The sequence below is a fragment of the Brevundimonas halotolerans genome (assembly GCF_003730275.1).
GTDB classification, from domain to species: domain Bacteria; phylum Pseudomonadota; class Alphaproteobacteria; order Caulobacterales; family Caulobacteraceae; genus Brevundimonas; species Brevundimonas halotolerans.
In genome coordinates, this window is sequence record NZ_QTTA01000022.1 from 51,296 (window position 1) to 75,498 (window position 24,203).

Sequence of the window (24,203 nt, forward strand, 5' to 3'; positions counted from 1 at the left end):
ACAAAGGTCAGCCGCTGATCTGGTCCGTGTTGTCGACCCTGCTGCTGGGCGGTTTCATCTGGTGGATCAGCGGTAGCTGGGTGATTGCGGTCGCGGCCATCATTGGCCTGTTCGTGCATGAATACGGCCATGTGCTGGCCATGAACCGACTGGGGATGGGCCCGGCCAAGGTCTATATCATCCCCTTCCTCGGCGGACTGGCGCGCGGCCAACGTATGCCGAAGAGCGAATGGGACGGTGTGCTGGTGTCGCTGGCCGGACCGGCGTTCGGCCTGCTGGCCGCCCTGCCGTTCTTTGCGCTGTATTTCGGGACCGGGCAGACGATGTGGCTGAACGGGGTGTTCGCCATCGGCCTGATCAATCTGGTCAATCTGGCCCCCGCGCCGCCGCTGGATGGATCCAAGGCGCTGGGGCCGGTGCTGGCCCGCATTCACCCGATGGTCGAATACGCCGTCATGATCGCCATCGGGGCGCTGGTCGTGTGGTGGGGGGTGTCGAACGGCAGCTTCATCTTTGCCGGCTTCCTGGCCCTCGCCCTGATCGGCCACCTGAAGCGCGGCCAGTGGCGGCCCGAGGGTCGGCAGCTGAACTGGCGCGAGGCGGGCTATAGCGTCGGCCTGTTCAGTGTGACGGCGACCGCCTGTCTGGGTGTCACCGCTGCCGCCTTCCTGATCCCGACCGGGGGCGATGTGAACGGGGCGCTGGACGTCGTCGGGCGCTTCCTGTCGATCGGCCGATGAGAACCCTTCGACATGAAGGCCCGCTGATCATTGGCGGCGGACTGGCCGGCTTGTCGGCCGCGCTGGAGGCGGCCCCAGCCCCGGTTCTGGTGGCCACACCCGCGACCCTGCTGGAGGCCTGCGCCTCGGCCTGGGCGCAGGGGGGAATGGCCGCTGCGCTGGCGGAGGATGACACGTCCGGCCTGCATGCCGTGGATACGGTCGCAGCCGGTGCCGGACTGGTCGAGCTGGAGCGGGCCCGGGCCCTCACCGATGCGGCGCGCGAGACCATCGACTGGCTGGACCGGCTGGGCGCGCCCTTCGACCGGGAGGCGGACGGCCACTATCACCTCAGCCGGGAAGCCGCCCATTCGCGGGCGCGCGTGGCGCGGGTCGGAGGCGACGGCGCCGGCCGCGCCATCCTGTCGGCCCTGGTCACGGCGGTCCGGGCCAGTCCGCATGTCGTCCTGTGGGAAGATGCCCGGCTGACCGGGCTGGTGCGCGACGCGGACGGACGGGTGCGCGGCGCGATTCTGACGCGGGGCGAGCGGCGGGTGCGGGTCATCGCGCCGGCGGTCATTCTCGCCACCGGCGGGATCGGCGGCCTGTACGGTCGAACGACGACACCGGCGGCCCTTCAGGGCGCCGGCATGGCGCTGGCCTGGCAGGTCGGGGCCGAGATCCTCGACCCCGAGTTTGTGCAGTTCCATCCGACCGCCATCCGCCTGACGACGGCTGGTCCGGACAGCGATCTGGTGTCGCCCCTGCCGCTGGCGACCGAGGCCCTGCGGGGCGAAGGGGCGCGGCTGGTGGACCGCGAGGGCCGGTTCCTGCTCGGCGATGGCGACAGCGCCGATCTGGCGCCCCGCGATCAGGTGGCGCGCGCCGTTCATGCCGCAGAAATGGACGGGCGAGGGGCCTGTCTGGACGCGACACAGGCCATCGGCGCCGCCTTTCCGACAGCATTTCCGGCGGTCTATGCGGCCTGTATGCGGATGGGACTGGACCCGCGCCATCAGCCGATCCCGGTCGTGGCGGCCGCCCATTACCACATGGGCGGGATCGCCGCCGATGCCGATGGCCGCACGACGGTCGAGGGTCTCTATGCCGTGGGCGAATGCGCAGCGACCGGCGTGCATGGCGCGAACCGGCTGGCCTCGAACTCGCTGCTGGAAGCCGCCGCCTTCGGCCGGAGAGCCGGGCGCATGGCGCGAACCGAGACCCTGCCGGGCCCGTCACCCCTGATCGAGATAACGGGAACAGGCCTGCCCGAAACGGAGCTGACGCGGCTGCGCGAGCTGATGGACCGCCATGTCGGAGTGGTGCGGGACGCGGCCGGACTGACCACCGCCCTGGCCGAACTGGCGGCGATCGAGGCGCGGCACCCGGACGCCCTGCCTGTTGTCGCCGCGACCCTGGTGGTGCGCGCGGCGCTGGCCCGCGAGGAGAGCCGGGGCGGCCACTATCGCGCCGACTATCCCGACACACTTGCCGAGGCCCGGCACAGCCGTGTGGTGCGTGACGCCGATGAGGTGCCGCAGCCGCTGCTGGCGGCCGAATGAAGGACGGAACCCCTATGGCCCCTGCCCTGCCTGACCTGTTGATCGAGCCGGTCATCCGCGCCGCGCTGGCCGAGGATCTGGGGCGGGCGGGCGATGTGACGGCGGCGGCCTGCATCCCGGAAGACGCGCGGATGAAGGCCGTGTTCGCCGCCCGCAAGGATGGCGTCATGGCCGGCGGGGCCTGTGCGCGACTGGCGCTGCACGCGCTGGATGCCGCAGCCACGGTCGAGGTGCAGGTGGCCGACGGTGAGGCCTTTGCCGCCGGCGATGTCCTGATCGTCGTCGAGGGTCGGGCGCGCGCCATTCTCGGAGCCGAGCGGACGGCGCTGAACCTGCTGGGGCGGCTGTGCGGGATTGCGACCCTGACGCGGGCCTATGGACAGGCGGTCGAGGGCACGAGCGCGCGGATCGCCGACACCCGCAAGACCACTCCGGGCCTGCGCGCGCTGGAAAAGCACGCCGTCGCCTGTGGGGGCGGGACCAACCACCGCTTCGGACTGGATGACGCCATCCTGATCAAGGACAACCATGTCGCCGTCTGTGGCGGCGTGGCCGAGACGGTGCGGCGGGCCAAGGCCCACGCCGGGCATTTGATGAAGGTCGAGGTCGAGGTCGACGGTCTGGATCAGCTGGACTCGGCCCTCGCCGAAGGCCCGGACGTGGTCATGCTGGACAACTTCAGTCTCGAGGACCTGCGCGAGGCGGTCGCGCGCACGGCGGGTCGCGTGACGCTGGAAGCCTCGGGCGGGGTGACGCTGGAGACGGTGCGAGCGATTGCAGAGACCGGCGTCGACGTCATCTCGGTCGGCGCCCTGACCCACTCGGCGCCCAATCTGGACATCGGTCTGGACGCGGCCTGAGGAGGTTCAGCTTTCCGAAGCGGCCGGGGTTGCAGCCGCCGCCGGGCGGCGTGCAGGCGCCTCGGCAGCGGTCGGGGCCGGCGACGACGCGGGCGCAGACCGCGGTGCTGCGGCGGGGGCCGTCGGGGCCGGAGCGGGAGCCGCCTCGGCACGGACATCGTCCTCGGTGCGGCCTTCCTGGGCGAGCAGCAGGCTGTAGGCCACCGCCTGACCGACCTGACGGACCGGTTCGACCGGATCGAGGCCGGCCTGGACCAGACGCGGCTGATCGCCCTCGGTCGAAGGCGCCGGGTCGTAGGCGAAGGCGCGGCTGGAGCCCGAACGCCCGCCGAAACGGTAGAAGACGTGATCGCCGACCTGACCGACGCGGATCAGCGAGGTGCGCCAGCGCGGGCTGACGCCCGTGGTGTGGAAATGGGTGGCATTGCCGACCGGAGCGTAGACCGCACCCGAGAGCGCTTCGGTCGCCACCTGACGGGCCCGGTTCCAGGCGGCCTGGTTGACGCCGCGACGCATGGAGCCGTCGCAGGTGAAGCTGAACTGGCAGCCCGTGCGGCGACCGGCGCCCTGGAACACCACGGCACAGACGGTCTTGGGGAAGGCCGGATGGCGGGCGCGGTTGATGACCACCTGGGCCACGGCGCGCTGGCCGTCGCGGCCCTCACCGCGGGCTTCGTAATAGACGGCCTGGGTCAGGCATTCGAGATCGCGGCTGGCGTCGAGCGCACTGCCGAGGCGGAACGGCTGGGCCGCCGGGTGCGACGGGTCGGTGGAGGCGAGGCGCAGGCCCGGGGTCATGTTCGGTCCGGTCGGGCGAAGCTGTTCCAGACGCGCGGTCAGCAGCTCGGACTGACGGTCGCGGCGGCTGGGGCCGGCAACGGTATAGGGATCATGGCGGCGGGCGATGGCCAGGGCACTGGCGTTGAGGCCGCCAGCCGCAGCCGCGAGCGCTTCTTCGGTAAAGCCGGCCGAGGCCGCGCCATCCAGACGGACGGCCTGGGCGCGAAGGGTCGTGGCCTTGGCCACCGTACCGCCGAGATAGGCCACGCCGATCGCCAGACCGAACAGCCCCCCCACGAGCGCCGCGGCAACACCGGGCGTCAGTCGTGTACGGGCCGCCGAGGTGTCGGGCGTTCGAGGCGACAAGGGCGATGACAAAGGCTTTATCCAGTCCGCAGGGCGCAATGCCGCCCCTTATTTAGTCTGTCGATGAGCGGGGTTTTCGCGAAACCACGCACACGACGAGGCCGACGCACCGGCAGTCCGCCGATCGTCGGGGACGCGCCTTTAACATAGGCAATGTGACGCAAATAGGGTTGATTCGCAAGAATCAGAGGGGGTGAAGCTTTTTTGCCCCACCCACAGCGGATGCACTAGATGATCCGTGCACACTCTGTGTTGTGCGCGACAGATCATAGCACGATATCTGGCCGGGAAGGTTAAAGCTGAGTTCAAAGATGAGAGACGCGCATTCTTGGTGCGCTCAAGTGAAACAGGGGCGAAACCTTGGACAACTTGCTGTTCCTGTGCGGTTTCTCAAGGGCTTCCATGGCCTGCGGGAACCGCCGGACGCAGGGGCACGTTTTTCTCTCCATGCAAGCCTGACCGGGATCGGCCCGGGCCGGCCCTGACCGTGAAGGTACTGACATGACCCGCAAGACCGTAATGACCGCCGCCCTGATCTCGACCTTCGGCCTGGCCCTGGCCGCCTGTGGCAGCACAATCGAACAAAAGGCCGCCACCGGCGCCGTCGCCGGCGCGGTTGTGGGCGGGCCCGTCGGGGCTGCGGTCGGCGGCGCGGCCGGCACCGCGGTCGGCCAGGCCACCAAGGACGACTGATTTTCCGGCCACAGACCCGGACGGGCGCGCCCCTCCGGTACCGCTGCGACTTGATCCGCGCGGGCTAGAGCCCTAAAGCCCCCCGGTCGGTGATGCCTGTCGCCGACCGGGTCCGGCCATGAGTGTCGGGGCTCCGCGGATCATTCGACCGACCCACCCTAGCAGACCGAGACTTGATGAGAGATCTGAAGCAGACCGGCTTTGCCGATCGCCTGGCCACGCAGGCCGAAGCCAAAAAGGCCCTTCTGGCCCGATTCAAGCCGAAACCGTCGATTCCCGATCCCGACTTTGATCGGCGCGCCGAAAAGCTCGCCGCCGAAAAGGAAGCCGCGCGCCTCGAGAAGGAACGGCTGAAGCAGGAGAAGGAAGCCGAGCGGCTGGCGGCCAAGGAAAAGGCACGGCAGGAAGCCGAGGCGAAGAAGGCCGCGGCCGAACAGGCCAAGGCCCAGACCGCCGAGCAGATCGAGGAAGAGCGCCGCAACGAGCGCCGCGAGCGCAAGGCCGCCATCAAGGCCGAGCAGCGGGCCCGCCGGGCCGAGAAGAAGACCCGCCGCTAAGCCGCGGCGGCTGAAGATCAGGCGTCCAGAACCGTCCTGAGCGCATCGATGGCAAAGGGTTTACGCACCAGCGTCCACGGGGCGTCGCGCAAGGCCGCATCGACGTCGTCGCCCGCATAGCCGGTGGCCAGCACAATCCGCATGTCCGGATAGAGGGTGCTGGCGCGGCGGGCGAGATCGAGCCCCGACATCTCGCCCGGCATGACGATGTCGGTCAGCAGGATGTCAAAGGGGGCGGCCTTGAGCCGTTTCAGGGCCGTGGCGGGGTCCGACGCCGTCGTCACCGTCAGGCCCATGGCCTCGAGCAGGGCCAGGGCGATGGCCTGCACCTCCGGGTCATCCTCGACCAGCAGGACGGACCGCTCGCCGCCCCCGGCAGGTGATGCCTTGCGAGCCGGCTCAGCCAGCGCGGGCTCAATGTCGAGGGCCACGGGCAGGTACATTTCCATGCGCGTACCCTCCCCCGGGGCGGTCACGACGTGGATGGCGCCGCCACTCTGCTTCAGGAAGCCATAGACCTGCGAGAGTCCAAGGCCTGTGCCCTTGCCGACCGCCTTGGTCGTGTAGAAGGGCTCGAAGATGCGCTCGCGCACCTCATCGGGAATGCCCGGGCCGTCATCGCTGACTGTGATGCGGACATAGTCGCCGGGCTCAAGGTCGCTGATCTCGCCCGCCTTGACCTTGAAGCGACGGGTCTCGACCTCCACGCAGCCTTTACCGGCCACAGCGTCGCGGGCATTGACCAGCAGATTGAGCAAGGCGGCCTCGAACTGGGCCGTATCGACCCGCACCGGGGCTCCACCGCGGCGCAGGCGCGTGCGATAGGTCATGCCCCCGCCCAGCGCCCCCCGGATCAAGGGCTCGCCCTCCCGGATCAAGGCATTGACGTCAACGGACTCGGGCCGCAGCGCCTGTCGACGGGAAAAGGCCAGCAGTTGATGGGTCAGGCGTTCGCCGCGACGGGCCGCGCTCAGCGCCGCCTCGGTCAGTTTCAGGCGTTTGGCCTCATCGACCTTGTTGTTGAGCAGCATGTCGAGGCCGCCGATGACCACCGTCAGCAGGTTGTTGAAGTCATGGGCCACGCCCCCGGTCAGGCGACCGACCGCCTCCATCCGCTGGGCATGCATCAGGTCAGCCTCGGCCTGGGCCTTGTCCAGCAGGGCCCGGCCGACCCGGTCCTCAAGCAATTCATTGATGCGTTTCAGATCGACCTCGGCCTGTTTGGCGTCGGTAACGTCAAAGGCCACACCCACAAAGCCCTGAATCTTGCCCTGGGCGTCCAGACGGGGTCGCGAGAAAGACTTCAGCCAGCGCCAGGCGCCATCCTGACGGCGATAGCGCCCTTCAAGGCTGAACGGCTGACCGGTGGCCTCTCCCGCAATGGACTCGGCGATTATGCGATCGCGGTCCTCCGGGTGGATGAACTCGCGCCAGTCCGTGTTGAGCGTCGCCGCATCCTCAACGCCCATGAACCGGATGTAGGCCTGATTGACGAACTCCCGCGTACGGTCCTCAGCCGTGACCCAGATCAGGACAGGCGCATCATCTGCCATGGCGCGGAAGCGCTGCTCGCTCTCCCGCAGGGCCGACTCGACCTGACGGATCTCGGACAGGTCGATATTGGCCCCGACCACGCCGAGAAAACCTCCCTCAGCATCGAAACGCGGCCGGGCATGGGTTGAGAGGATCCGCCATTCCCCGTCCTCTCGCAGATAACGAGCCTCGATTTCGAGCGGGGTGCGGGTCTGCAGGGCGTTCAGGCAGGCTGACCAGACGCGATCACGGTCTTCGGGGTGTATGGCCTCCATCCACGGAGCCAGATCCGTCAGATCCGTCGGGCGGTCGCCCCAGAAGCGACGAAACTCGGCATTGAGATAGACCCGGCCCTCGATGTCGCCCGTCCAGAGCATGACGGGCGCGACATCGGCGATATCCCGAAAACGGGCCTCGTATTCGTTCACCCGCGCTGCAGCGGCCCGCAGGTCCCCCACGGTCGTGTCCAGACGGCGCATGGCCCGCCGGAGGGCCGACGCCACCCAGGTCACGAACAGGCCGACGACAATGAAGTTTACCGTGGCCACCCGGCCGAGGTTGCTGGTCAACCCCACGCCAGTCGCATCCGGGCCAGCCACATACCAGCCGCCCAGCAGGCACAGGACGACCGCGACCGCGCCGGCGATCCGTCCCCCCGCCAGAGCGGCCATGACCACGGCCGGCAGCAGGATCATGAACCCGGTGACCTCGGCGTAAAATGTCGAGAGAGCGTACCGGACGAGGAGGGCCGCAACGGCCGCCAGGACACCGATCAGGACCGCCTGCAGCAGGGTGGGCGGCGGCGTGCGTGCGAGGCGTGCGAGCAGGCGATCCGCACTGAACCACGCGCCGTCGGCGGGCTCACCGCCCCGGTCGTCGCCCTGATTCATCGGATCGGTCCCCACCGCGTCAGATCACGCCCACGAGGCGGTGAACGCAAGCGTGACTGTTGCGTTCCCTTGCAGAGCCGGGGGCGACGACCCGCCGGGTTGTTCAAACTCCGCCCCCTTCCTATTTCTGGGTCTGACCCGGACCCGTATTTTCAGGAGACTTTATGACCACCGCCACCATCCAGACCGGACTCAAGAAAGCCGACCGCAGCGAGGTCTCGCAGGCCTTGACCAAGGTGCTGGCCGACAGCTTTGCCGTCTATCTGAAGACCCATGGCTATCACTGGAACGTCCGGGGCCCCGAATTCTTTACCCTGCACAATCTGCTGGAGCAGCAGTATACGGAAATCTGGGGCGCGCTGGACGATATCGCCGAACGCATCCGCGCACTCGGCATCCTGGCGCCGCAAGGCTACGCCACCTTCGGCAATCTCACCGCCATCAAGGACGGCGATCCGGAGCAGAACGCAGAGGCCATGCTGAAGGAACTGATGCGCGACCACGAGACGCTGATCGCCACGACGCGCGATACGCTTTCGCTGGCTGATGATGCGGGCGACGAGGCCACGGCCGACCTGATGACCCAGCGTCTGGCGGCGCACGAGAAATTCGCCTGGATGCTGCGCTCTACGCTGGGCGGACGCTGATCCTGACCGGGGAGCGACCACACCGGGTGGCTCCCCGTATGCCTGAAATTCGCCCGGTTGGGCGGCTAACATCGTGTGCTGAACCGATGAAAGCCCTATATCCCGCCCCATGCGCCTGATCGCACCTCTCCTCGACTGGCTGAAGGCCCGGTTTCCCGATGGTCGGGGAACGGGGCTGAGCGTTGTCGCCCTGCTCGCGCTGTCGGGTGTGGCCATGACCGCCAGTTCAACCGCCCGCCCCGAGCTGGACCTGCGGGTCCAGGCGGTGATGGATGCCACCCGGGGCGCCCTGGGCCCGGAAGGCCTGGAGGCCATGGCGGCACGGATGAACCCGGCCCAGCTTGCGCTGGCCATGCGCCATGACCCCGGCATGCAGACGGTCGGCCACTTCGGCATGACGCCGGGCTGGGAGACGTTGTCGCTCGGTGGCAAGCCGACGCTGGAGCAGGGCGAGACCGGGCTTGAGGCCCACCGTCTGAACGCCGCCCGGCCCGTGACCCGGGGCCTGCTGCGACCGGCGCGGCCCTTTTCGCTGGGCAGGATCGCGACCGCGGATCGCAACCGCGCCCTGCGCTGCCTGACGCAGGCCGTCTATTATGAAGCAGCGCTGGAGCCGCGCCCCGGACAGGAAGCTGTGGCGCAGGTGGTGCTGAACCGGGTTCGCGACCCGAACTTCCCCAATACGGTCTGCGGCGTGGTGTTTCAGGGCGCCGAGCGCATCACAGGATGTCAGTTCAGCTTTACCTGTGACGGGGCCCTGTCGCAGGCTCCTGTGGCCTGGGCGTGGAAGCGGGCCGAAGACGTCGCCCGGCGCGCGCTGGACGGCCATGTGGCGGAGCGGGTCGGCACCGCCACCCACTATCACGCCGACTATGTTTTCCCCTGGTGGGCGCCCAGCCTGGGCAAGATCGACCAGATCGGGGCGCACATCTTCTACCGCTGGAAAGGCTTCCCCGGCGAAACGGCCGCCTTTTCGCAGGCCTATGCCGGGCGCGAGCCCGTGATCGACGAGGCGCGGTTTTCGCGGCCGCGCCTTCTGCTGGCGGACAGTGCGGACGACGCGGTCGAGACCACCCTTGACGGAACGGTCGTGGGCGCCCCCCCACGAACCGTCGAGATCAACGGCCAGACCCGCGTGGTCGGGGCCGTGAGCCTGGGCGGACGTCGACAGCCGACGCCCGAGGAAATCGCAGAGATCAACAGCAGTCTGGCGGACTTCGAGGCTGAAGAATCCCCCGCGCCGCGGGCGGCTCCTGCTCCCGTGCCGGGGGTTGTGGCCCTTGAAGTCGAGGAAGTCGGCCGACCCGGACGTTAGGCCCCCCGGACAGGACGACGTCTGCCCTATTGAAACCTGAACGGCCGAACGGCATTCATACGGTTCCGGCGCACGGCGCCGCTTCCGAGATCTGGATGCCCGACACATCGCCCGACAGACCGTCCTGGACCGAAGCCGAACGGCTGGCCGCGCTCCGTGACTACGAGATTCTGGACACCGAGCCGGAGCGCGCCTTTGACGACATCGTCGATCTGGTCGCGACCCTGTTCGATGCGCCGATCGCGGTCGTCAACCTGATCGATGAAGGCCGCCAGTGGTTCAAGGCCGAAAAGGGCCTTGGCGTGCGAGAGACTCCGCTGGAGACCAGCTTTTGCGCCCATGCCATTCTTGAAGCCGACCGCATGGTCGTGCCGGACGCGACACAGGATCCCCGCTTCGCGTGCAATCCGCTCGTTACCGAAGCCCCCGGTCTGCGCTTCTACGCCGGGCAGTTGCTGAAGTCGGCGGAGGGACTCCCGCTCGGCACCCTCTGCGTGCTTGACACCAAGGCCCGGCCGGAGGGGCCGACCGACATCCAGATGAAGGCGCTGGAGGTGCTGGCCGCCCAGGTCATGACCCAGCTCAACCTGCGTCGGTCCCTGAAACATCAGCAGCGGTCACAGGCCGAGTTCCGCGCCATAGCCGATTCCATGCCCCAGATGGTGTGGTCGACCCTGCCCGACGGATTCCACGACTATTACAATGCGCGCTGGTACGAGTTCACGGGTGTGCAGGACGGATCAACCGACGGCGAGGGCTGGAACGACATGTTCCATCCCGATGATCAGGAGCGCGCCTGGGCCCGGTGGCGGCATTCCCTTGAAACCGGCGACCCCTACGAGATCGAATATCGGTTGAGACGCCATGACGGGGTCTATTGCTGGACGCTGGGCCGCGCCATGCCGGTCCGGGACGAAGCCGGCAGGATCGTGCGCTGGTTCGGCACCTGCACCGACATCGACGATCTGAAAAAGATGGATCAGGCCAAGGAGCTCCTGAGCCAGGAACTGAGCCACCGGATCAAGAACATCTTTGCCGTGGTGTCGGCGCTGGTCGCCCTGTCCGCCCGGCAATATCCCGAGGCCAAACCCTTTTCCCAGGCGCTGCGGACCCGCATCAATGCCCTGGCCCGCGCTCATGAGTTCGTCCGCCCGCACAGCGATGTGTCGCAACCGCTGATGGGCGACATGACCCTGCACGGCTTCCTGGCGGCGCTTTTCAGCCCCTATACTGACGATGAGGGCAAGCCCCGCGTGCGGATCAGCGGCGATGACGCCACCTTTGACGATCAGGCGGCGACCTCTGTGGCCCTGCTGTTCCACGAACTGGCGACCAATGCGTCCAAATATGGCGCCCTGTCTGTCTCGGGCGGCCATGTCGAGGTCACCACCAAAGAGGCCGAGGAAGGTGACTTCCATCTGGCCTGGCGCGAGCGGGGCGGACCTGAGGTCAAGGGCGTGCCGCAGACAGCCGGTTTTGGCTCGTCGCTGGCGACCCTGTCGGTCGAGGGACAGCTGGCGGGCAAATTGTCGCGCAACTGGAACCCGGACGGTCTGGAAGTGCTGATTGAGCTGCCCGGTACCGCCCTGTCCCGCCGAAAAGCGGCCCGGACTCTTACAACGTCGTAAGATCGCAACCCTAACGCCGACGAAACGTTTTGTCGGCTAACGTACCTAACCCCCCATCCTTTGGAGCCAACTCCGTTACGCCCATGCCCGCCCGTATCCTTATTGTCGAAGATGAAGCCCTCGTGGCCATGGAGCTACGATTCGTGCTGGAAGATCTCGGCTACGAGGTCGTGGGCACGGCTGCGGACTCGGCGGCTGCGCTGAAGATTGCCAAGGAAACCGAGGTCGATCTGGCACTGGTCGACATTCACCTTTCGGATGGGCCGACCGGCGTGACGATTGGTCGGGAACTCGCGGTCGATCACAAGGTCGCCGTGCTGTTCATGACGGCCAATCCGGGCATGGTCCGGAACGGCGTCGTCGGTGCCATCGGCGTGCTGTCCAAGCCGACGGAGGAGCGCATCGTGCAGGACGCGGTGGCCTATGCCCTCGACCTGCGCAGCGGCGCCGTTCGCAATATGGCGCCCCCGCAGTTGCAGCTGTTCGAAGACGGTCCCCGGGCCTGAGCATGCAAGACGTGAAAGGCTGGACCGTGGAGCAGCTCGTGTATGTCAGCCGCAGCGTCCGGGGCGTCAACAGCGCCATCGGCATGTCCGACATCCTGGCGGAGGCGCGCCCCAATAACGCGCGCGACGGCATCACCGGCTGTCTGACGGCGATCGACGGCCGTTTTGTGCAGGTGGTCGAAGGTCAGGCCGACAAGCTGGACGATCTGATCAACCGCCTGGTGCGCGACGAACGCCACACCGAGCTGCGCGTGCTGGAACGGCGGACGGTGTCCGAGCGTGCCTTTCCGCAATGGGACATGCTGAGCCCCGTGCTGGTGACCGCCGAAATCGATGACCTGCGCAGCCTGCTGCGGGACGACTCGGGCGGACGGCTGGACGACTTCATCGGCCCGCTGCAGACTGCCCTGGCCCGTCAGAGCGAGGTCCTGCACGAAACGCGAACGCTGAGCGAAAGCCATCGCCCCCAGGCCTCAAATGATGATGAGGCCGAACGCACGGCCTGATCCGGCCTACCAGGCGCCGATCTTTTCGGCCTCGGCGTGGGGGATGGGGTTGCCCGCGCGGGCGTGATCAACCTCGGCCAGATAGCGGGCCGCCTCCAGCGCCGCCATACAGCCCATGCCTGCCGCCGTGACGGCCTGACGATAGACGTCGTCGGTGACATCCCCGGCCGCATAGACGCCCTCGATCGAGGTCGCGGTGGTACCCGGCTTGACCACCAGATAGCCGCCGGACTTGGTTTCCAGTTGCCCGTTGAACAGTTCGGATGACGGGGCGTGGCCGATGGCAATGAAGACCCCGTCGGCGGGCAGGTCGCGGGTCTCGCTGCCCTCGGTGGCGCGGATGCGGACACCGGTGACGTTGGAGGCAATGCCGTCGGTCTGGCCGAGGATCTCATCGACGACGTGGTTCCAGACCACCTCGATCTTCGGATGGGCGAACAGCCGCTCCTGCAGGATCTTCTCGGCGCGGAACTCGTCGCGGCGGTGCACGACGGTGACCTTGGAGGCAAAATTGGTCAGGAACAGCGCTTCCTCGACCGCCGTATTGCCGCCGCCGACCACCACCACCTGTTTGCCTCGATAGAAGAAGCCGTCGCACGTCGCACAGGCCGAAACGCCAAAGCCCTGATATTTCGCCTCGCTCTCGATCCCCAGCCATTTGGCCTGGGCCCCGGTCGAGATGATCACCGTCTCGGCCAGGATTTCGGTGCCGGAATCGAGCGTCAGGCGGAACGGGCGTTGCGACAGGTCGGCCTTTGTCACGATGTCCTGGATGACCTCGGTACCGACATGCTCGGCCTGGGCCTGCATCTGCTCCATCAGCCAAGGGCCCTGAATGACCTCGGCAAAGCCCGGATAGTTCTCGACATCGGTCGTGATGGTCAGCTGACCGCCCGGCTGGATGCCGGCAATGACCACGGGCTCAAGCGAGGCGCGGGCGGCATAGATGGCGGCGGTCCAGCCGGCGGGGCCGGAACCGATGATGGCGACGCGGACGGTGCGGGGTTGGGAAGGCGAGCTGCTCATACCCCCTATTTAGGGGCTGATTCCCGATCATGCGATGGCTAGTGTGCCCCGATGCAACGAAGGAGCTGGGGATGAGTGACAACAAGAACGCAGCCTTCCTGCCGCTGGGCATGGGCGTCGGGATCGCCATCGGTGTGGCGCTGGGCACGGCCCTCGACAATCTGGCACTGGGACTGGCGCTCGGCGTCGCCATCGGCGCGGGCGTGGGCGCCAGCGGCATGGCGGCAGGCAACCGGAAAAAGAAGGACGGCGATGGATCGTCAGGCGTCGCGGCCAGCGACACCAGCGAGCGATCCTCAAAGGATTTTGACGCCGGTGACGGGGGTGGCGATGGCGGCGGCGGTGGCGATTGACGTTCGCTCACGACCGGTCAACAAGGTCTCATGAGCGAACTGGGCCACAGCGCGCGCAAGACGCGCACCTTCATCCGCCGGTTTCTGGCGATCGCGCGGCGTAACGTCGACCATGATGCGGTCGCCGAAAATGTCTATGAAAACGGCGGCCTGAGCGGTCGTTATCTGATCATGACCGGGATTTCGGCGGCCATCGCCATCCTGGGCCTGATGCTGTCGTCACCGGCTGTGGTGATCGGCGCCATGTTGATGTCGCCGATGATGGGCCCGATCGTGGCGCTGGGGTTTTCGCTGGCCCTGCTGGACTTCCGCGAGATGAACCGGGCGCTCAAGGCCCTGGCACTGGGCTTCGGCCTGGCCCTGATCGTGGCCGTGGTCCTGACCGTCCTGTCGCCGTTGAAGGAACCGACGGCCGAGATTCTGGCGCGGACCCGGCCCAATTTCTTTGACCTGCTGATCGCGGTCTTCTCCGGCATCGCCGGCGCCTATGCGGTGATCAAGCAGCGGGGCGAAACGATCATAGGCGTGGCTATCGCCACAGCCTTGATGCCGCCCGTCGCGACGGTGGGCTTTGGCCTCGGCACCGGCGATATGGGCATCGCGGGCGGGGCCTTTTTTCTGTTCATGACCAACCTTGTGGCCATCGCGCTCGCCGCGACCCTGACCGCAGGCTTTTACGGTTTCCGGCCGCGGCTGATGGAGCGACCGGTCAAATGGCGCGGACTGGCCGTGGTGCTGGTGTTTGCCGTGCTGTCGGCGCCGCTGGCGCTGTCACTCAGGGCCATCGGTCTGGAAAGCCGGGCCACGGCCGAGACCCGACTGGCGGTCGATGCCATCTTTGCCGGGTCAGAATCCCGCATCACCCTTCTCGAGGTGCGCAGCCGGTCGGGCGAGGTGACGGTGTCGGCCCTGATCAGCACCCGGGCGCTGGTGGCCGATGCCGAACGCCAGTTGCAGCAGCGGCTGACGGCAGCCCTGCATGTGCCGGTGGCGGCCAGTCTGGACCAGATCGTCGTCGCAGACCCGCAAGCCGCATCGCGCGCGGTTCAGGCCAGTCCTGTCTCGGCCCCCGATCCGGTCGCGGCTCTGCGTGGTCGTCTGATCGATGCTGTTCCCTTTGCGACGGACGCCATCATGCTGAACGCCGAAGGCTCGCAAGCCGTCGTGCTGCTGCGGCCCGAGGCGGGGCTGAACCTGCAGAGCGCCTATGCGCTGGAGACAGCCTTGACCCAGAGGTTCGAGGGCTTGTCGGTGCTGGTCACGCCGCCGGTGCAGCTGTTCGACACGGTCGATCTGGGCGATCCGGCGGCCCGCGCCCGGGCAGTCTGGGCCTTGTCCCGTTGGCGAGCCACCCCGGCCATCCGCATGTGCCGCCCCGAACAACCGCCCGAGCCGGAAACCCCACCCGCCGAGGGCGAGGCGGCGCCGGCCCGTCTGGATTCGGGTGAGACCTTCATCGCCGAACTTGCCGCGGTCGGCGTATCGACCACGACGGAAGGCGCGCCGGCCTGTCAGCGCGGCGACATCAATACCGCGCGCCTGTCGTTCTAGCTCAGGCCCGAAAGGCGTCGTAGCGCGCCAGTAGTAACCGCGCGGCCCGGTCCGTCTCGGCCAGTGGCACGCGCGGTGTAGCCGGAAAATCCAGCGTGCCGTCGAACGGACGCGCCAGACCGCGTGTGACGAGAGCCTCGCGCAGGCGGTCGAACTTGGGCTGCGACTTGCGCGCCACCATGCGCAGCAGGTGCACCGGGCGACCGGTCGAGGCGGCCTCGGCGGCCATATTGGCGCTGTCCTCGGTGACCAGCACATGGTCGGCGGCGCCTAGGAAGGCGAAATAGGGATTGTCGCCCTGCCCGTCCCAAATCCAGCCGGGGACGACCGCCAGCCTTTCGCGAAGAATAGCCTCGGCCTCGGGCGGGGTGCGGCGCGACAGGGTGACCATGACCGAGCCGCCGACGGCGCGGACCGCCCCGGCGATCTGGTCGGCCAACCGGGCGGCATGGTCGGGCGGCAGGTCGTGACTGGCCGAGCGTCCTCCGACCAGCACGGCCACGCGGGGACGCGGCAAAGGATCAAGGCGATCGGAAAAGGCTGCTACCGCATCCGCGATGCGGACGGGGGTGATGCGGTGGGGGGAGCCGAGGATCGAGACCACATTGGCGCCGCTGAGGCCGTCATGCTCGGGGGCGACGACCAGATCGAACCGGTCGGTCCGCCAGCGCGGATCCTGGGTTTGAACGACAAAGGGACGACCGGGTCCGGCGGTCACGGCCCGGGACGAGAGCGGCAGGGAGGCGCGGCCCGTCGCGATCCAGATATCCGGCCAGGGGGCGCCGTCGGACGGCAGCACGGGATCGGACTCGGGATCGCGCATCCACGGCTGTTTCAGCGCGGAGGGCCATTTGTCGAAGGCGGATCCCCAACCGATACGGCAGATTTCAATGTCGGCCGGACGCAGGCGCTGGACGGCCTCGGCCAGTCCAAGCGCCTGATTCTGGATGCCGGCCCGGCCGTCAGAGACGACCCGGATCCGGAGGGAAGACGCGCTGTCGCTCGTCAGATCCACTCGACCTTGAGGATCTCATAGGCCTTGACGCCGCCGGGCGTGTTGACCTCGACGACATCACCGACCTCTTTCGAGATCATGGCGCGCGACAGGGGGGAGGTGATCGAGATCCGGCCCTGTTTCACATCGGCTTCGTGCTCGCCGACGATCTGATAGCGGGCCTCTTCCTCGGTGTCCTCGTCGACGACGGTGACCGTGGCGCCAAATTTCACCTGATCGCCCGAAAGCTTGGACACGTCGATAACCTGGGCCCGCGACATGCGGTCCTCGATCTCGGCGATCTGGCCTTCGATCCAGCCCTGACGTTCCTTGGCGGCGTGATACTCGGCATTCTCGGACAGGTCGCCGTGCTCACGGGCCTCCGAGATCGCCGAAATCACCGCGGGACGTTCCACGGACTTCAATTGCTTGAGCTGATCGTCCAGGGCGCGATAGCCCGGGGCCGTCATCGGCACTTTTTCCATAGGGTGGTGAGTTTCTTGTTTCGCCCGACTGCGGAGAGGAAGATCAACCTTGGTAGAAGGTCGCGGGGCGCGCGCGACCGGGGCAAAAAGGATAGGTCACGATCTCGCTGAACTCAAGCGGTTGGACGTATCGTTGTGCGACGCACCTTTTGGATCAGACTGCGGGTCAGCCACGCAAGGGCTGCGAGGGCCACAACCATGAAGGCTGCGGACACCAGCGCCAGCTTGGCGAACACCAGCGCCAGACTGAAGGCGATGACCACCAGTGCCAGGGCGATGAGATAGAGAGCTGCGATCTTCATGATGGAGTAACGTCGTCCTGCCTCCTGCGGTTTCACGGGGCGCCGCGCGATCAACGCGATTGTGAAGATGCCGCCTCGACCGTGTTCCGCGCAACACGCCGGGACGGCCCTTGCCCTCAGGCGTAGCTATAAGGTCCGCCTCGCTCGAGCGCCCGCTGATAGGCAGGGCGCGCATGGATGGCCTCAAGGAAGGCCTTCAACTTCGGGCGACGGTCAAAGCCGAAGATGCGGGTCGCCCCGGCCTCGATCGGAAAGCTCATCATGATGTCTGCGGCGGAAAAGGCCCCGCCGGCGAACCACGGATGGGCGGTCAGCTCGGCTTCCCAGAAATCGATGTGGGCCTGCAGCTGGGGATCGATGAAGCCCGACTGGGCCTTTCCGGCGATCGAGTTGACCAGAGGCCGCACCAGACCCGGCGCGCGCTTCGGCAGCTGACTGAACACCAGCTTCAGCAGCAGCGGCGGCATGGCCGACCCCTCGGCATAGTGCAGCCAGTAGCGATAGCGGCGACCGGCCTCGGTGCCGGACGGCGGGGCCAGCTTCCCCCTGCCGTGAGTCTCGACCAGATAGTCGACGATGGCGCCGGTTTCGGCGACGCGGATGTCGCCGTCATCGACCACCGGAGACTTGCCCAGCGGGTGGATCGCCTTCAGCTCGGGCGGCGCCAGCATGGTCTTGGCATCGCGCTGATAGCGTTTGACCTCATAGGGCAGGCCCAGTTCCTCGAGCAGCCACAGCACCCGCTGGGACCGGCTGTCGTTCAGGTGGTGCACGGTGATCATGGCTGGCGCTCCGATGCGAACCGTCAGGCGTAGGCCTGCAGGGGGCGGACGTCCAGATCGTCGTTTCGGATGGCGGCGATGGCATGGACGGCGGCAAGCGCCCCGGCGGTCGTGGTGTAATAGGGGATCTTCATCATCAGGGCGGTGCGCCTCAGGCTGAAACTGTCCTGCAGGGACTGTTTGCCCTCGGTGGTGTTGAAGACCAGCTGGACGTCGCGGTTCTTCATGGCGTCGACGATGTTGGGGCGGCCTTCCAGCACCTTTTTCACATGGCCGACCGGCAGGCCCTGCTGGACCAGCCAGGCGTGGGTGCCGCCCGTCGCGATCACCTCGAACCCCTGTTTCAGCAACAGGGCGACGGGCTCGACGATGAAGGGTTTGTCGGAGTCCTTGACCGAGACGAAGGCGCAACCCTGGATCGGCAGGGTGGTGCCGCCGCCGATCTGGCTCTTGGCAAAGGCGCGGGCGAAGGCGTCGGCCATGTCGGGCTCGCCCTCGCGCTTCCAGTCCAGGCCCATGACCTCGCCGGTCGAGCGCATCTCGGGTCCCAGAACCGTGTCGACCCCGGCAAAGCGGGCGAAGGGGAAGACCGCCTCCTTGACCGCGATGTGGTCATAGGGCCGGTGCTCCAGCCCGAACGAGGCCAGCGGCACACCGGCCATGACCTTGGCGGCGATGGCGGCGATCGGCTGGCCGATGGTCTTGGCGACGAAGGGCGCCGTGCGGCTGGCGCGCGGATTGACCTCCAGCACGAAGATGCGCGGCGTGTCGGAGTGCGGCTCCTCGATGGCGAACTGGACATTCATCAGCCCGCGCACCTTCAGCGCCTTGGCCATGGCCTCGGTCTGACGCATCAGCTCGGCCACCACTTCGGCCGACAGGGAATAGGGCGGCATGGAACAGGCGCTGTCGCCCGAGTGGACGCCGGCTTCCTCGATATGCTCCAGCACCCCGGCCACGAATACCATCTCATCGTCGCACAGGGCGTCGACATCGACCTCGGTGGCGCGGTTCAGATAGTGGTCGATCAGGACGGGGTCGTCGCCCGACACCCGCATGGCCTCACCGACATAGCGATCCAGCTGTTCCCGGTCGTGAACGATCATCATGCCGCGGCCGCCCAGCACATAGGAGGGCCGCAGAACGACCGGATAGCCGACCTCATCGGCCTTGTCGGCGGCTTCCTGGGCCGAGCGGGCCAGACCGTTGGGCGGCTGCATCAGGCCGATGTCATGCAGCATGACCTGGAAGCGCTCGCGGTCCTCGGCCAGATCGATGGAGTCCAGCGACGTGCCCAGGATCGGCACGCCGTCCTCGTGCAGGGCATGGGCCAGCTTCAGCGGGGTCTGGCCGCCGAACTGCACGACCACGCCGATCAGCTCACCGGCCCGGCGCTCGACGTCGATCAGCTCCAGCACATCCTCGGCCGTCAGCGGCTCGAAATAGAGGCGGTCCGAGGTGTCATAGTCGGTCGAGACGGTCTCGGGGTTGCAGTTGACCATGATCGACTCGACGTCGATCTCGGCAAAGGCAAAGGCCGCGTGACAGCAGCAATAGTCGAACTCGATCCCCTGCCCGATCCGGTTGGGACCGCCGCCGAGGATGATGGCCTTCTTCCGATCCGACGGGCGGGATTCGCACTCCGGGACCTGACCGACGGCGCCGGTCTCATAGGTCGAGTACATATAGGCGGTGGCCGAGGCGAACTCGGCGGCGCAGGTATCGATCCGCTTGAACACCGGCCGCACGTCCAGCGCGCGACGGGCCTTGCGCACTGCGGCCTCGGTCGTGCCGGTCAGGGCGGCGATGCGGGCGTCCGCGAACCCCTTGGCCTTGAGCTGGCGGAAGGCGCGGGGGTCGGTGGGCAGGCCCCGGACCCGCAGATGGCCCTCGTCGCGAATCAGCTCCTGGATCTGGCGCAGGAACCACGGCTCATAGGCACAGGCAGCCTGGACCTCCTCGACCGTCAGGCCGTGGCGGAAGGCCTGGGCGATGACGCGGATGCGGTCGGGCGTGGGCGTGCCCAGCGCGCGGACGACGGCGGCGCGGATGGCGCTTTCGTCCTCGGTATCGGTGGTGCCGTCGATCTCGATTTCGTCAAAGCCCGACAGGCCGGTTTCCAGCCCGCGCAGGGCCTTCTGCATGGACTCCTGGAAGGTCCGGCCGATGGCCATGACCTCGCCCACCGACTTCATTGAGGTCGACAGCAGGGGCTCTGAGCCCGGATATTTCTCGAAGGCGAAACGGGGGATCTTGGTGACCACATAGTCGATCGAGGGCTCGAACGAGGCCGGGGTCACGCCGGTGATGTCATTGGTCAGTTCGTCAAGCGTATAGCCGACGGCCAGACGGGCGGCGACCTTGGCGATCGGAAAGCCCGTGGCCTTGGACGCCAGCGCCGATGACCGCGACACGCGCGGATTCATCTCGATCACCACCATGCGGCCGTCGGCCGGATTGATCGCCCACTGGACGTTGGAGCCGCCGGTCTCGACGCCGATCTCGCGCAAGACGTTGATCGAGCCCGTGCGCATCCGCTGGTACTCTTTATCTGTCAGCGTCAGAGCGGGGGCGACGGTGATGCTATCGCCGGTGTGGACCCCCATCGGGTCGATGTTCTCGATCGAGCAGATGATGATGCAGTTGTCCGCCTTGTCGCGGACCACCTCCATCTCATACTCCTTCCAGCCTAGGACGCTTTCCTCGATCAGCACCTCGGTGGTCGGCGACAGGTCCAGGCCGCGCTCGACGATCTCGCGGAACTCTTCGACGTTGTAGGCGATGCCGCCGCCGGTCCCGGCCAGGGTGAAGGACGGGCGGACGATGGCCGGCAGGCCGACGAACTCCAGCGCCTCTTCCGCCTCATCGATGTGGTGGATGGCGCGCGAGCGGGGGCTTTCCAGACCCAGCTTGTCCATGGCGTCGCGGAATTTCTGGCGGTCCTCGGCCTTGTCGATGACATCGGCCCGGGCCCCGATCATTTCGACGTCGTGGCGGGCCAGCGCGCCCGAGGCATCCAGCGCCAGGGCCGTGTTCAGCGCCGTCTGGCCACCCATGGTCGGCAGCAGGGCAAAGCCGCCGGGCAGCACATGCCGTTCCTTCTCGATGATCTTCTCGACGAACTCGGGCGTGATCGGCTCGATATAGGTGGCGTCGGCCACCTCCGGGTCGGTCATGATGGTGGCGGGGTTGGAGTTCACCAGAATGACCCGGTAGCCCTCGGCCTTCAGCGCCTTGCACGCCTGAACGCCGGAATAGTCGAACTCGCAGGCCTGACCGATGATGATCGGCCCGGCGCCGATGATCAGGATCGACTGGATGTCTGTGCGTCTGGGCATCGCGGGCCTCTTCTTGTCAGTTCGTCACGACCGCACACTCCCAGCCGTCATAGTCCAGCTGGAAGGCCGCGGCCCAGGATTGCATCATGGCGGAGACAGGCGCGAACGAGGCTTCGTCCACCGCCATGGTCGTCTCCAGAATGGTCGAGTCGTCGGACCCGCGCGTCAGGAAACCGGCGCGGCGGGCGACCTCGTTCAGATCGTCGTGGTCACCCTCGCCATAGAAGTAGAACAGGGTGTGGCGCGGGGTGACGCCGCTGTCGCCATGCTCCGCCAGGGCCGCCCGGATCATGGCATCTCGCTCGTCATGCGGGATATCGGCAGCGGTCACGGAACGGCGGTCCTCTGGCGCACGAAAACCCGACGGAGGGAGGGCCCCCGGCGCGGTCACGTCTGGTTGTCGGTTAAGCGGCCGGTCTAAAGACGCGGCGGCCTGCTAGCAAGGCCTGAATCAGCCCGGATCCCGTTCTATCCGCGCCAGCCATTCGGGCAGTTCGTCGAAGCGGGCCAGGGTGATGTAGCGGGGATGGCCTTCGGGGGCGTCGGCCAGTTCGTGGGCCCAGGTGACCTCATAGGGGATGTGCACCCCCCAGGCGCCGGCCTCGATCGCGGGCAGGACATCCGAGCGCATGGAATTGCCGACCATCACGCCCTCCGCCGGGCCGGTGCCGTGGCGCGCGAAGACCCGCTCATAGGTCGAGCGGTCCTTTTCCGAGACGATCTCGACGCCCGAGAACAGCTCGCCGAGGCCCGAGGCGGCCAGTTTGCGTTCCTGATCCATCAGATCGCCCTTGGTCACCAGTACGAGACGGTAGGTCTCGGTCAGTTGCGCCAGGGTTTCGGCCACGCCGGGCAGGGTTTCGACCGGATGGGCCAGCATTTCCCGACCGGCGGCCAGGATCTCGCGGATGGCCGAGGACGGGGGATCGCCGTCGCACAGCTCCATCGCCGTCTCGATCATCGACAGGGTGAAGCCCTTCACCCCATAGCCATAGAGGCGCAGGTTGCGGCGCTCGACCTCGGCCAGCCTGTGCGCGATCACCGCATTGTCGTGATCGGTCAGAAGGTCGAGAAAGCGGGCCTGGGTGAGGCGAAAGATCGTCTCATTGTGCCAGAGGGTGTCGTCGGCATCGAGGCCGAGGGTGGTGATGCGCATGCGGCGCTGCCTAACACCGGAATCAGGCGTTTGGGAGAGGCGATGAGCGAGACATCTGCGGTGGTGATCGGTGCGTCGGGGGGCATTGGTGGTGCACTGGCCCGGCAGCTGGAGGCTGCGGGCCACCATGCGGTCGTCCACGCTCTGTCACGCTCGGGCACCGGGCTGGATCTGGAGGATGAGGGCTCGATCGCCGCGGCCGCCGCGCGGATCGCTGAGGGGCCGCCCCCTGCCCTCGTGATCGTCGCCACGGGCATTCTGCACGGCGACCACTCACCCGAGCGCAGCTATCGCGCCCTGACGGCCGAGCATCTGATGCGCGACTATCGCCTGAATGCCATCGGCCCGGCGCTGGTGGCCAGACATCTCCTGCCCTTGATGCCCCGCGACGGCCGAGGCGTGTTCGCCGCCCTGTCGGCGCGGGTGGGGTCGATCGGTGACAACCGGCTGGGCGGCTGGCATGCCTATCGCGCCTCCAAGGCCGCGCTGAACATGCTGATCCGCAATCTGGCCATTGAGCATGGGCGAACCCACAAGGCCGGGATCGTCGTTGGCCTGCACCCCGGCACAGTGGCGACAGACCTGAGCGCGCCGTTTCAGGCCGGGGTGGCTCCGGAGAAACTGTTCACCCCCGACCACTCCGCCGAACAGCTTTTGCGTGTGGCATCGGCCCTGACGCCTTCCGACAGTGGGGGCGTTTTCGCCTGGGACGGCCAGCGCATCCCGGCCTGAAAACAAAAGAGGGTGAACCGGCGGTTCACCGCCTTTTTGACCGTCTGTAGACAATCAGGGGCGCATCCTGCAGGCGTCGGGGACCGACTGTCACCTGGAGGTGGCCTATGGGGACCTTTTCTTATGACCCGGTGGACTCCGCCGGGTTTAAAGACACTACCATGACGGGCATGGGTGGCTCGTCGCAAGCGCCTCTGCATTTCGATGCCCAGCAGGCGGGCTTTGAACTGGTCACGCGCGGACGGCGGGGCCTGGCGGTCAGCCTGATCGCCCAGGACATTGTCGCTCTGGACAGCGGACAGGCGGTGTCCCGTCGCGTGCGCCGGATCATCCGCCATACGGGGGGTGAGGCCGGGCTGAACCTGTTCGGTCGCGGCACGCTGGAAGGCGCGGACCTGCGCCGGATCGACCTGCAGACGTTGCGGATCGGTCTGGACCTGCTGCGTCGCACGCCGGGCCTGACGGGCGTCCTGCCGGTCTTCTGGCGAACGCTGGCGACCAGCCATGGCCGGTTTGCCCTTCTGTATGCTGGCACGAATGATGAGACCCGCCCCGCCGGCCTGTCGATGGAAATCATGGGCGGCACCGAGACTTCACGCCTCGAGGCGGTGGCCGAGGTCATCGAACAGTTCCAGTCCGGGCCGATCGGCATGATCCTGCACGCCGCGCCGGATATCGGTATCGTCCGTCAGGCGGCGGAGACGCGAGCCTCCTGCCTGTGCCTCGATTTCGCCGGAGTGGATCACCTGTCGCCCGAGGGCAAGGCCGAGGCCCGGGATCTGATCGCAACCGCCCGACGGGTGACGCCGACGGTGCTGCTGGTCAATCTGAGGCCGGACTGGGCCCCTGCGGCGCATGAGGCCGGGGCCACCCACGCCGTCCTTGCCCCCATGGAACCGCTCAGCCTGTAGCGGCAGAGGTT

General features: G+C 67.3%; 24 protein-coding genes. 14 read left to right on the forward strand and 10 right to left on the reverse strand.

What is annotated here, in order from left to right; translation table 11 throughout:
- Positions 1-26: 26 nt before the first annotated feature.
- From EG854_RS11475 to nadC, 3 genes are read left to right on the forward strand one after another with little or no spacing between them, the layout of a single operon-like run.
- The gene (locus EG854_RS11475; protein ID WP_164462021.1) at positions 27-740 is read left to right on the forward strand and encodes a metalloprotease; all 714 of its coding nucleotides are present in this window, start codon (positions 27-29) and stop codon (positions 738-740) included.
- Positions 737-2,281: an L-aspartate oxidase gene (locus tag EG854_RS11480; protein WP_123288271.1), complete on the forward strand. Its 1,545-nt coding sequence runs from the start codon at positions 737-739 to the stop codon at positions 2,279-2,281. The genes EG854_RS11475 and EG854_RS11480 overlap by 4 nt, the downstream gene beginning before the upstream one ends.
- A 14-nt stretch (positions 2,282-2,295) precedes the next feature.
- A complete protein-coding gene (nadC, locus tag EG854_RS11485; RefSeq protein ID WP_123288272.1) occupies positions 2,296-3,141 on the forward strand; it encodes a carboxylating nicotinate-nucleotide diphosphorylase in 846 nt (281 codons plus the stop codon).
- A gap of 6 nt (positions 3,142-3,147) precedes the next feature.
- Here nadC and EG854_RS11490 read toward each other — a convergent pair whose 3' ends face one another.
- Complete coding sequence (locus EG854_RS11490; RefSeq protein ID WP_241153249.1) at positions 3,148-4,299, reverse strand: cell wall hydrolase; 1,152 nt, start codon at positions 4,297-4,299, stop codon at positions 3,148-3,150.
- 489 nt (positions 4,300-4,788) lie between these two features.
- Here EG854_RS11490 and EG854_RS11495 point away from each other — a divergent pair, with 489 nt between their 5' ends.
- Together EG854_RS11495 and EG854_RS11500 are read left to right on the forward strand one after the other, a co-directional pair.
- Positions 4,789-4,980, forward strand: coding sequence for a hypothetical protein (locus EG854_RS11495; protein ID WP_123288274.1), 192 nt, complete (start codon positions 4,789-4,791; stop codon positions 4,978-4,980).
- 176 nt (positions 4,981-5,156) lie between these two features.
- Positions 5,157-5,537, forward strand: coding sequence for a DUF6481 family protein (locus tag EG854_RS11500; protein ID WP_123288275.1), 381 nt, complete (start codon positions 5,157-5,159; stop codon positions 5,535-5,537).
- Positions 5,538-5,554: 17 nt separating this feature from the next.
- Here the strand turns inward: EG854_RS11500 and EG854_RS11505 are convergent, their stop codons facing one another.
- Entirely contained in the window at positions 5,555-7,960 is a 2,406-nt protein-coding gene (locus tag EG854_RS11505; RefSeq protein ID WP_123288276.1) for a PAS domain-containing protein, read from the reverse strand.
- A gap of 164 nt (positions 7,961-8,124) precedes the next feature.
- On the opposite strand from EG854_RS11505, the gene EG854_RS11510 reads away from it, so the two are divergent.
- From EG854_RS11510 to EG854_RS11530, 5 genes are all read left to right on the forward strand, one after another.
- Positions 8,125-8,607, forward strand: coding sequence for a Dps family protein (locus EG854_RS11510; protein WP_123288277.1), 483 nt, complete (start codon positions 8,125-8,127; stop codon positions 8,605-8,607).
- Positions 8,608-8,716: 109 nt separating this feature from the next.
- A complete protein-coding gene (locus EG854_RS11515; RefSeq protein WP_123288278.1) occupies positions 8,717-9,922 on the forward strand; it encodes a cell wall hydrolase in 1,206 nt (401 codons plus the stop codon).
- Positions 9,923-10,017: 95 nt separating this feature from the next.
- Positions 10,018-11,550 carry a sensor histidine kinase gene (locus EG854_RS11520; RefSeq protein ID WP_123288345.1) on the forward strand — a complete coding sequence of 511 codons (1,533 nt, stop codon included), beginning with the start codon at positions 10,018-10,020 and terminating at the stop codon, positions 11,548-11,550.
- An 83-nt stretch (positions 11,551-11,633) separates the two neighbouring features.
- Positions 11,634-12,056, forward strand: coding sequence for a response regulator (locus EG854_RS11525; protein WP_123288279.1), 423 nt, complete (start codon positions 11,634-11,636; stop codon positions 12,054-12,056).
- Between the two features lie 26 nt (positions 12,057-12,082).
- Positions 12,083-12,562 carry a BLUF domain-containing protein gene (locus EG854_RS11530; RefSeq protein WP_164462022.1) on the forward strand — a complete coding sequence of 160 codons (480 nt, stop codon included), beginning with the start codon at positions 12,083-12,085 and terminating at the stop codon, positions 12,560-12,562.
- A gap of 6 nt (positions 12,563-12,568) precedes the next feature.
- On the opposite strand, the gene trxB is transcribed toward EG854_RS11530, so the two are convergent.
- Complete coding sequence (gene trxB / locus EG854_RS11535) at positions 12,569-13,588, reverse strand: thioredoxin-disulfide reductase (RefSeq protein ID WP_123288281.1); 1,020 nt, start codon at positions 13,586-13,588, stop codon at positions 12,569-12,571.
- A gap of 71 nt (positions 13,589-13,659) precedes the next feature.
- Here trxB and EG854_RS13415 point away from each other — a divergent pair, with 71 nt between their 5' ends.
- The gene (locus EG854_RS13415; RefSeq protein ID WP_123288282.1) at positions 13,660-13,941 is read left to right on the forward strand and encodes a glycine zipper domain-containing protein; all 282 of its coding nucleotides are present in this window, start codon (positions 13,660-13,662) and stop codon (positions 13,939-13,941) included.
- Between the two features lie 30 nt (positions 13,942-13,971).
- Positions 13,972-15,492 (forward strand): TIGR00341 family protein, encoded by a 1,521-nt coding sequence (locus tag EG854_RS11545; protein ID WP_123288283.1) that lies wholly within the window; start codon positions 13,972-13,974, stop codon positions 15,490-15,492.
- Position 15,493: 1 nt separating this feature from the next.
- Here EG854_RS11545 and EG854_RS11550 read toward each other — a convergent pair whose 3' ends face one another.
- The 7 genes from EG854_RS11550 to EG854_RS11580 form a co-directional block, all read right to left on the reverse strand.
- Positions 15,494-16,507: a mitochondrial fission ELM1 family protein gene (locus EG854_RS11550; RefSeq protein ID WP_123288284.1), complete on the reverse strand. Its 1,014-nt coding sequence runs from the start codon at positions 16,505-16,507 to the stop codon at positions 15,494-15,496.
- Positions 16,498-16,971, reverse strand: coding sequence for a transcription elongation factor GreA (gene greA, locus EG854_RS11555; RefSeq protein ID WP_123288285.1), 474 nt, complete (start codon positions 16,969-16,971; stop codon positions 16,498-16,500). The genes EG854_RS11550 and greA overlap by 10 nt, the downstream gene beginning before the upstream one ends.
- Before the next feature lie 113 nt (positions 16,972-17,084).
- Positions 17,085-17,273 (reverse strand): hypothetical protein, encoded by a 189-nt coding sequence (locus EG854_RS11560; RefSeq protein WP_123288286.1) that lies wholly within the window; start codon positions 17,271-17,273, stop codon positions 17,085-17,087.
- Between the two features lie 116 nt (positions 17,274-17,389).
- On the reverse strand, positions 17,390-18,055 hold the full coding sequence (locus EG854_RS11565) for a glutathione S-transferase family protein (protein ID WP_123288287.1): 666 nt from the start codon (positions 18,053-18,055) through the stop codon (positions 17,390-17,392).
- A 23-nt stretch (positions 18,056-18,078) separates the two neighbouring features.
- The gene (gene carB / locus EG854_RS11570) at positions 18,079-21,393 is read right to left on the reverse strand and encodes a carbamoyl-phosphate synthase large subunit (protein ID WP_123288288.1); all 3,315 of its coding nucleotides are present in this window, start codon (positions 21,391-21,393) and stop codon (positions 18,079-18,081) included.
- A 16-nt stretch (positions 21,394-21,409) separates the two neighbouring features.
- The gene (locus tag EG854_RS11575) at positions 21,410-21,724 is read right to left on the reverse strand and encodes a ribonuclease E inhibitor RraB (RefSeq protein ID WP_241153250.1); all 315 of its coding nucleotides are present in this window, start codon (positions 21,722-21,724) and stop codon (positions 21,410-21,412) included.
- Between the two features lie 120 nt (positions 21,725-21,844).
- On the reverse strand, positions 21,845-22,549 hold the full coding sequence (locus EG854_RS11580) for an HAD family hydrolase (RefSeq protein ID WP_123288289.1): 705 nt from the start codon (positions 22,547-22,549) through the stop codon (positions 21,845-21,847).
- A 42-nt stretch (positions 22,550-22,591) separates the two neighbouring features.
- Here EG854_RS11580 and EG854_RS11585 point away from each other — a divergent pair, with 42 nt between their 5' ends.
- A complete protein-coding gene (locus EG854_RS11585) occupies positions 22,592-23,281 on the forward strand; it encodes an SDR family NAD(P)-dependent oxidoreductase (protein WP_123288290.1) in 690 nt (229 codons plus the stop codon).
- Positions 23,282-23,442: 161 nt separating this feature from the next.
- Complete coding sequence (locus tag EG854_RS11590; protein ID WP_164462023.1) at positions 23,443-24,192, forward strand: hypothetical protein; 750 nt, start codon at positions 23,443-23,445, stop codon at positions 24,190-24,192.
- Positions 24,193-24,203: the final 11 nt, after the last annotated feature.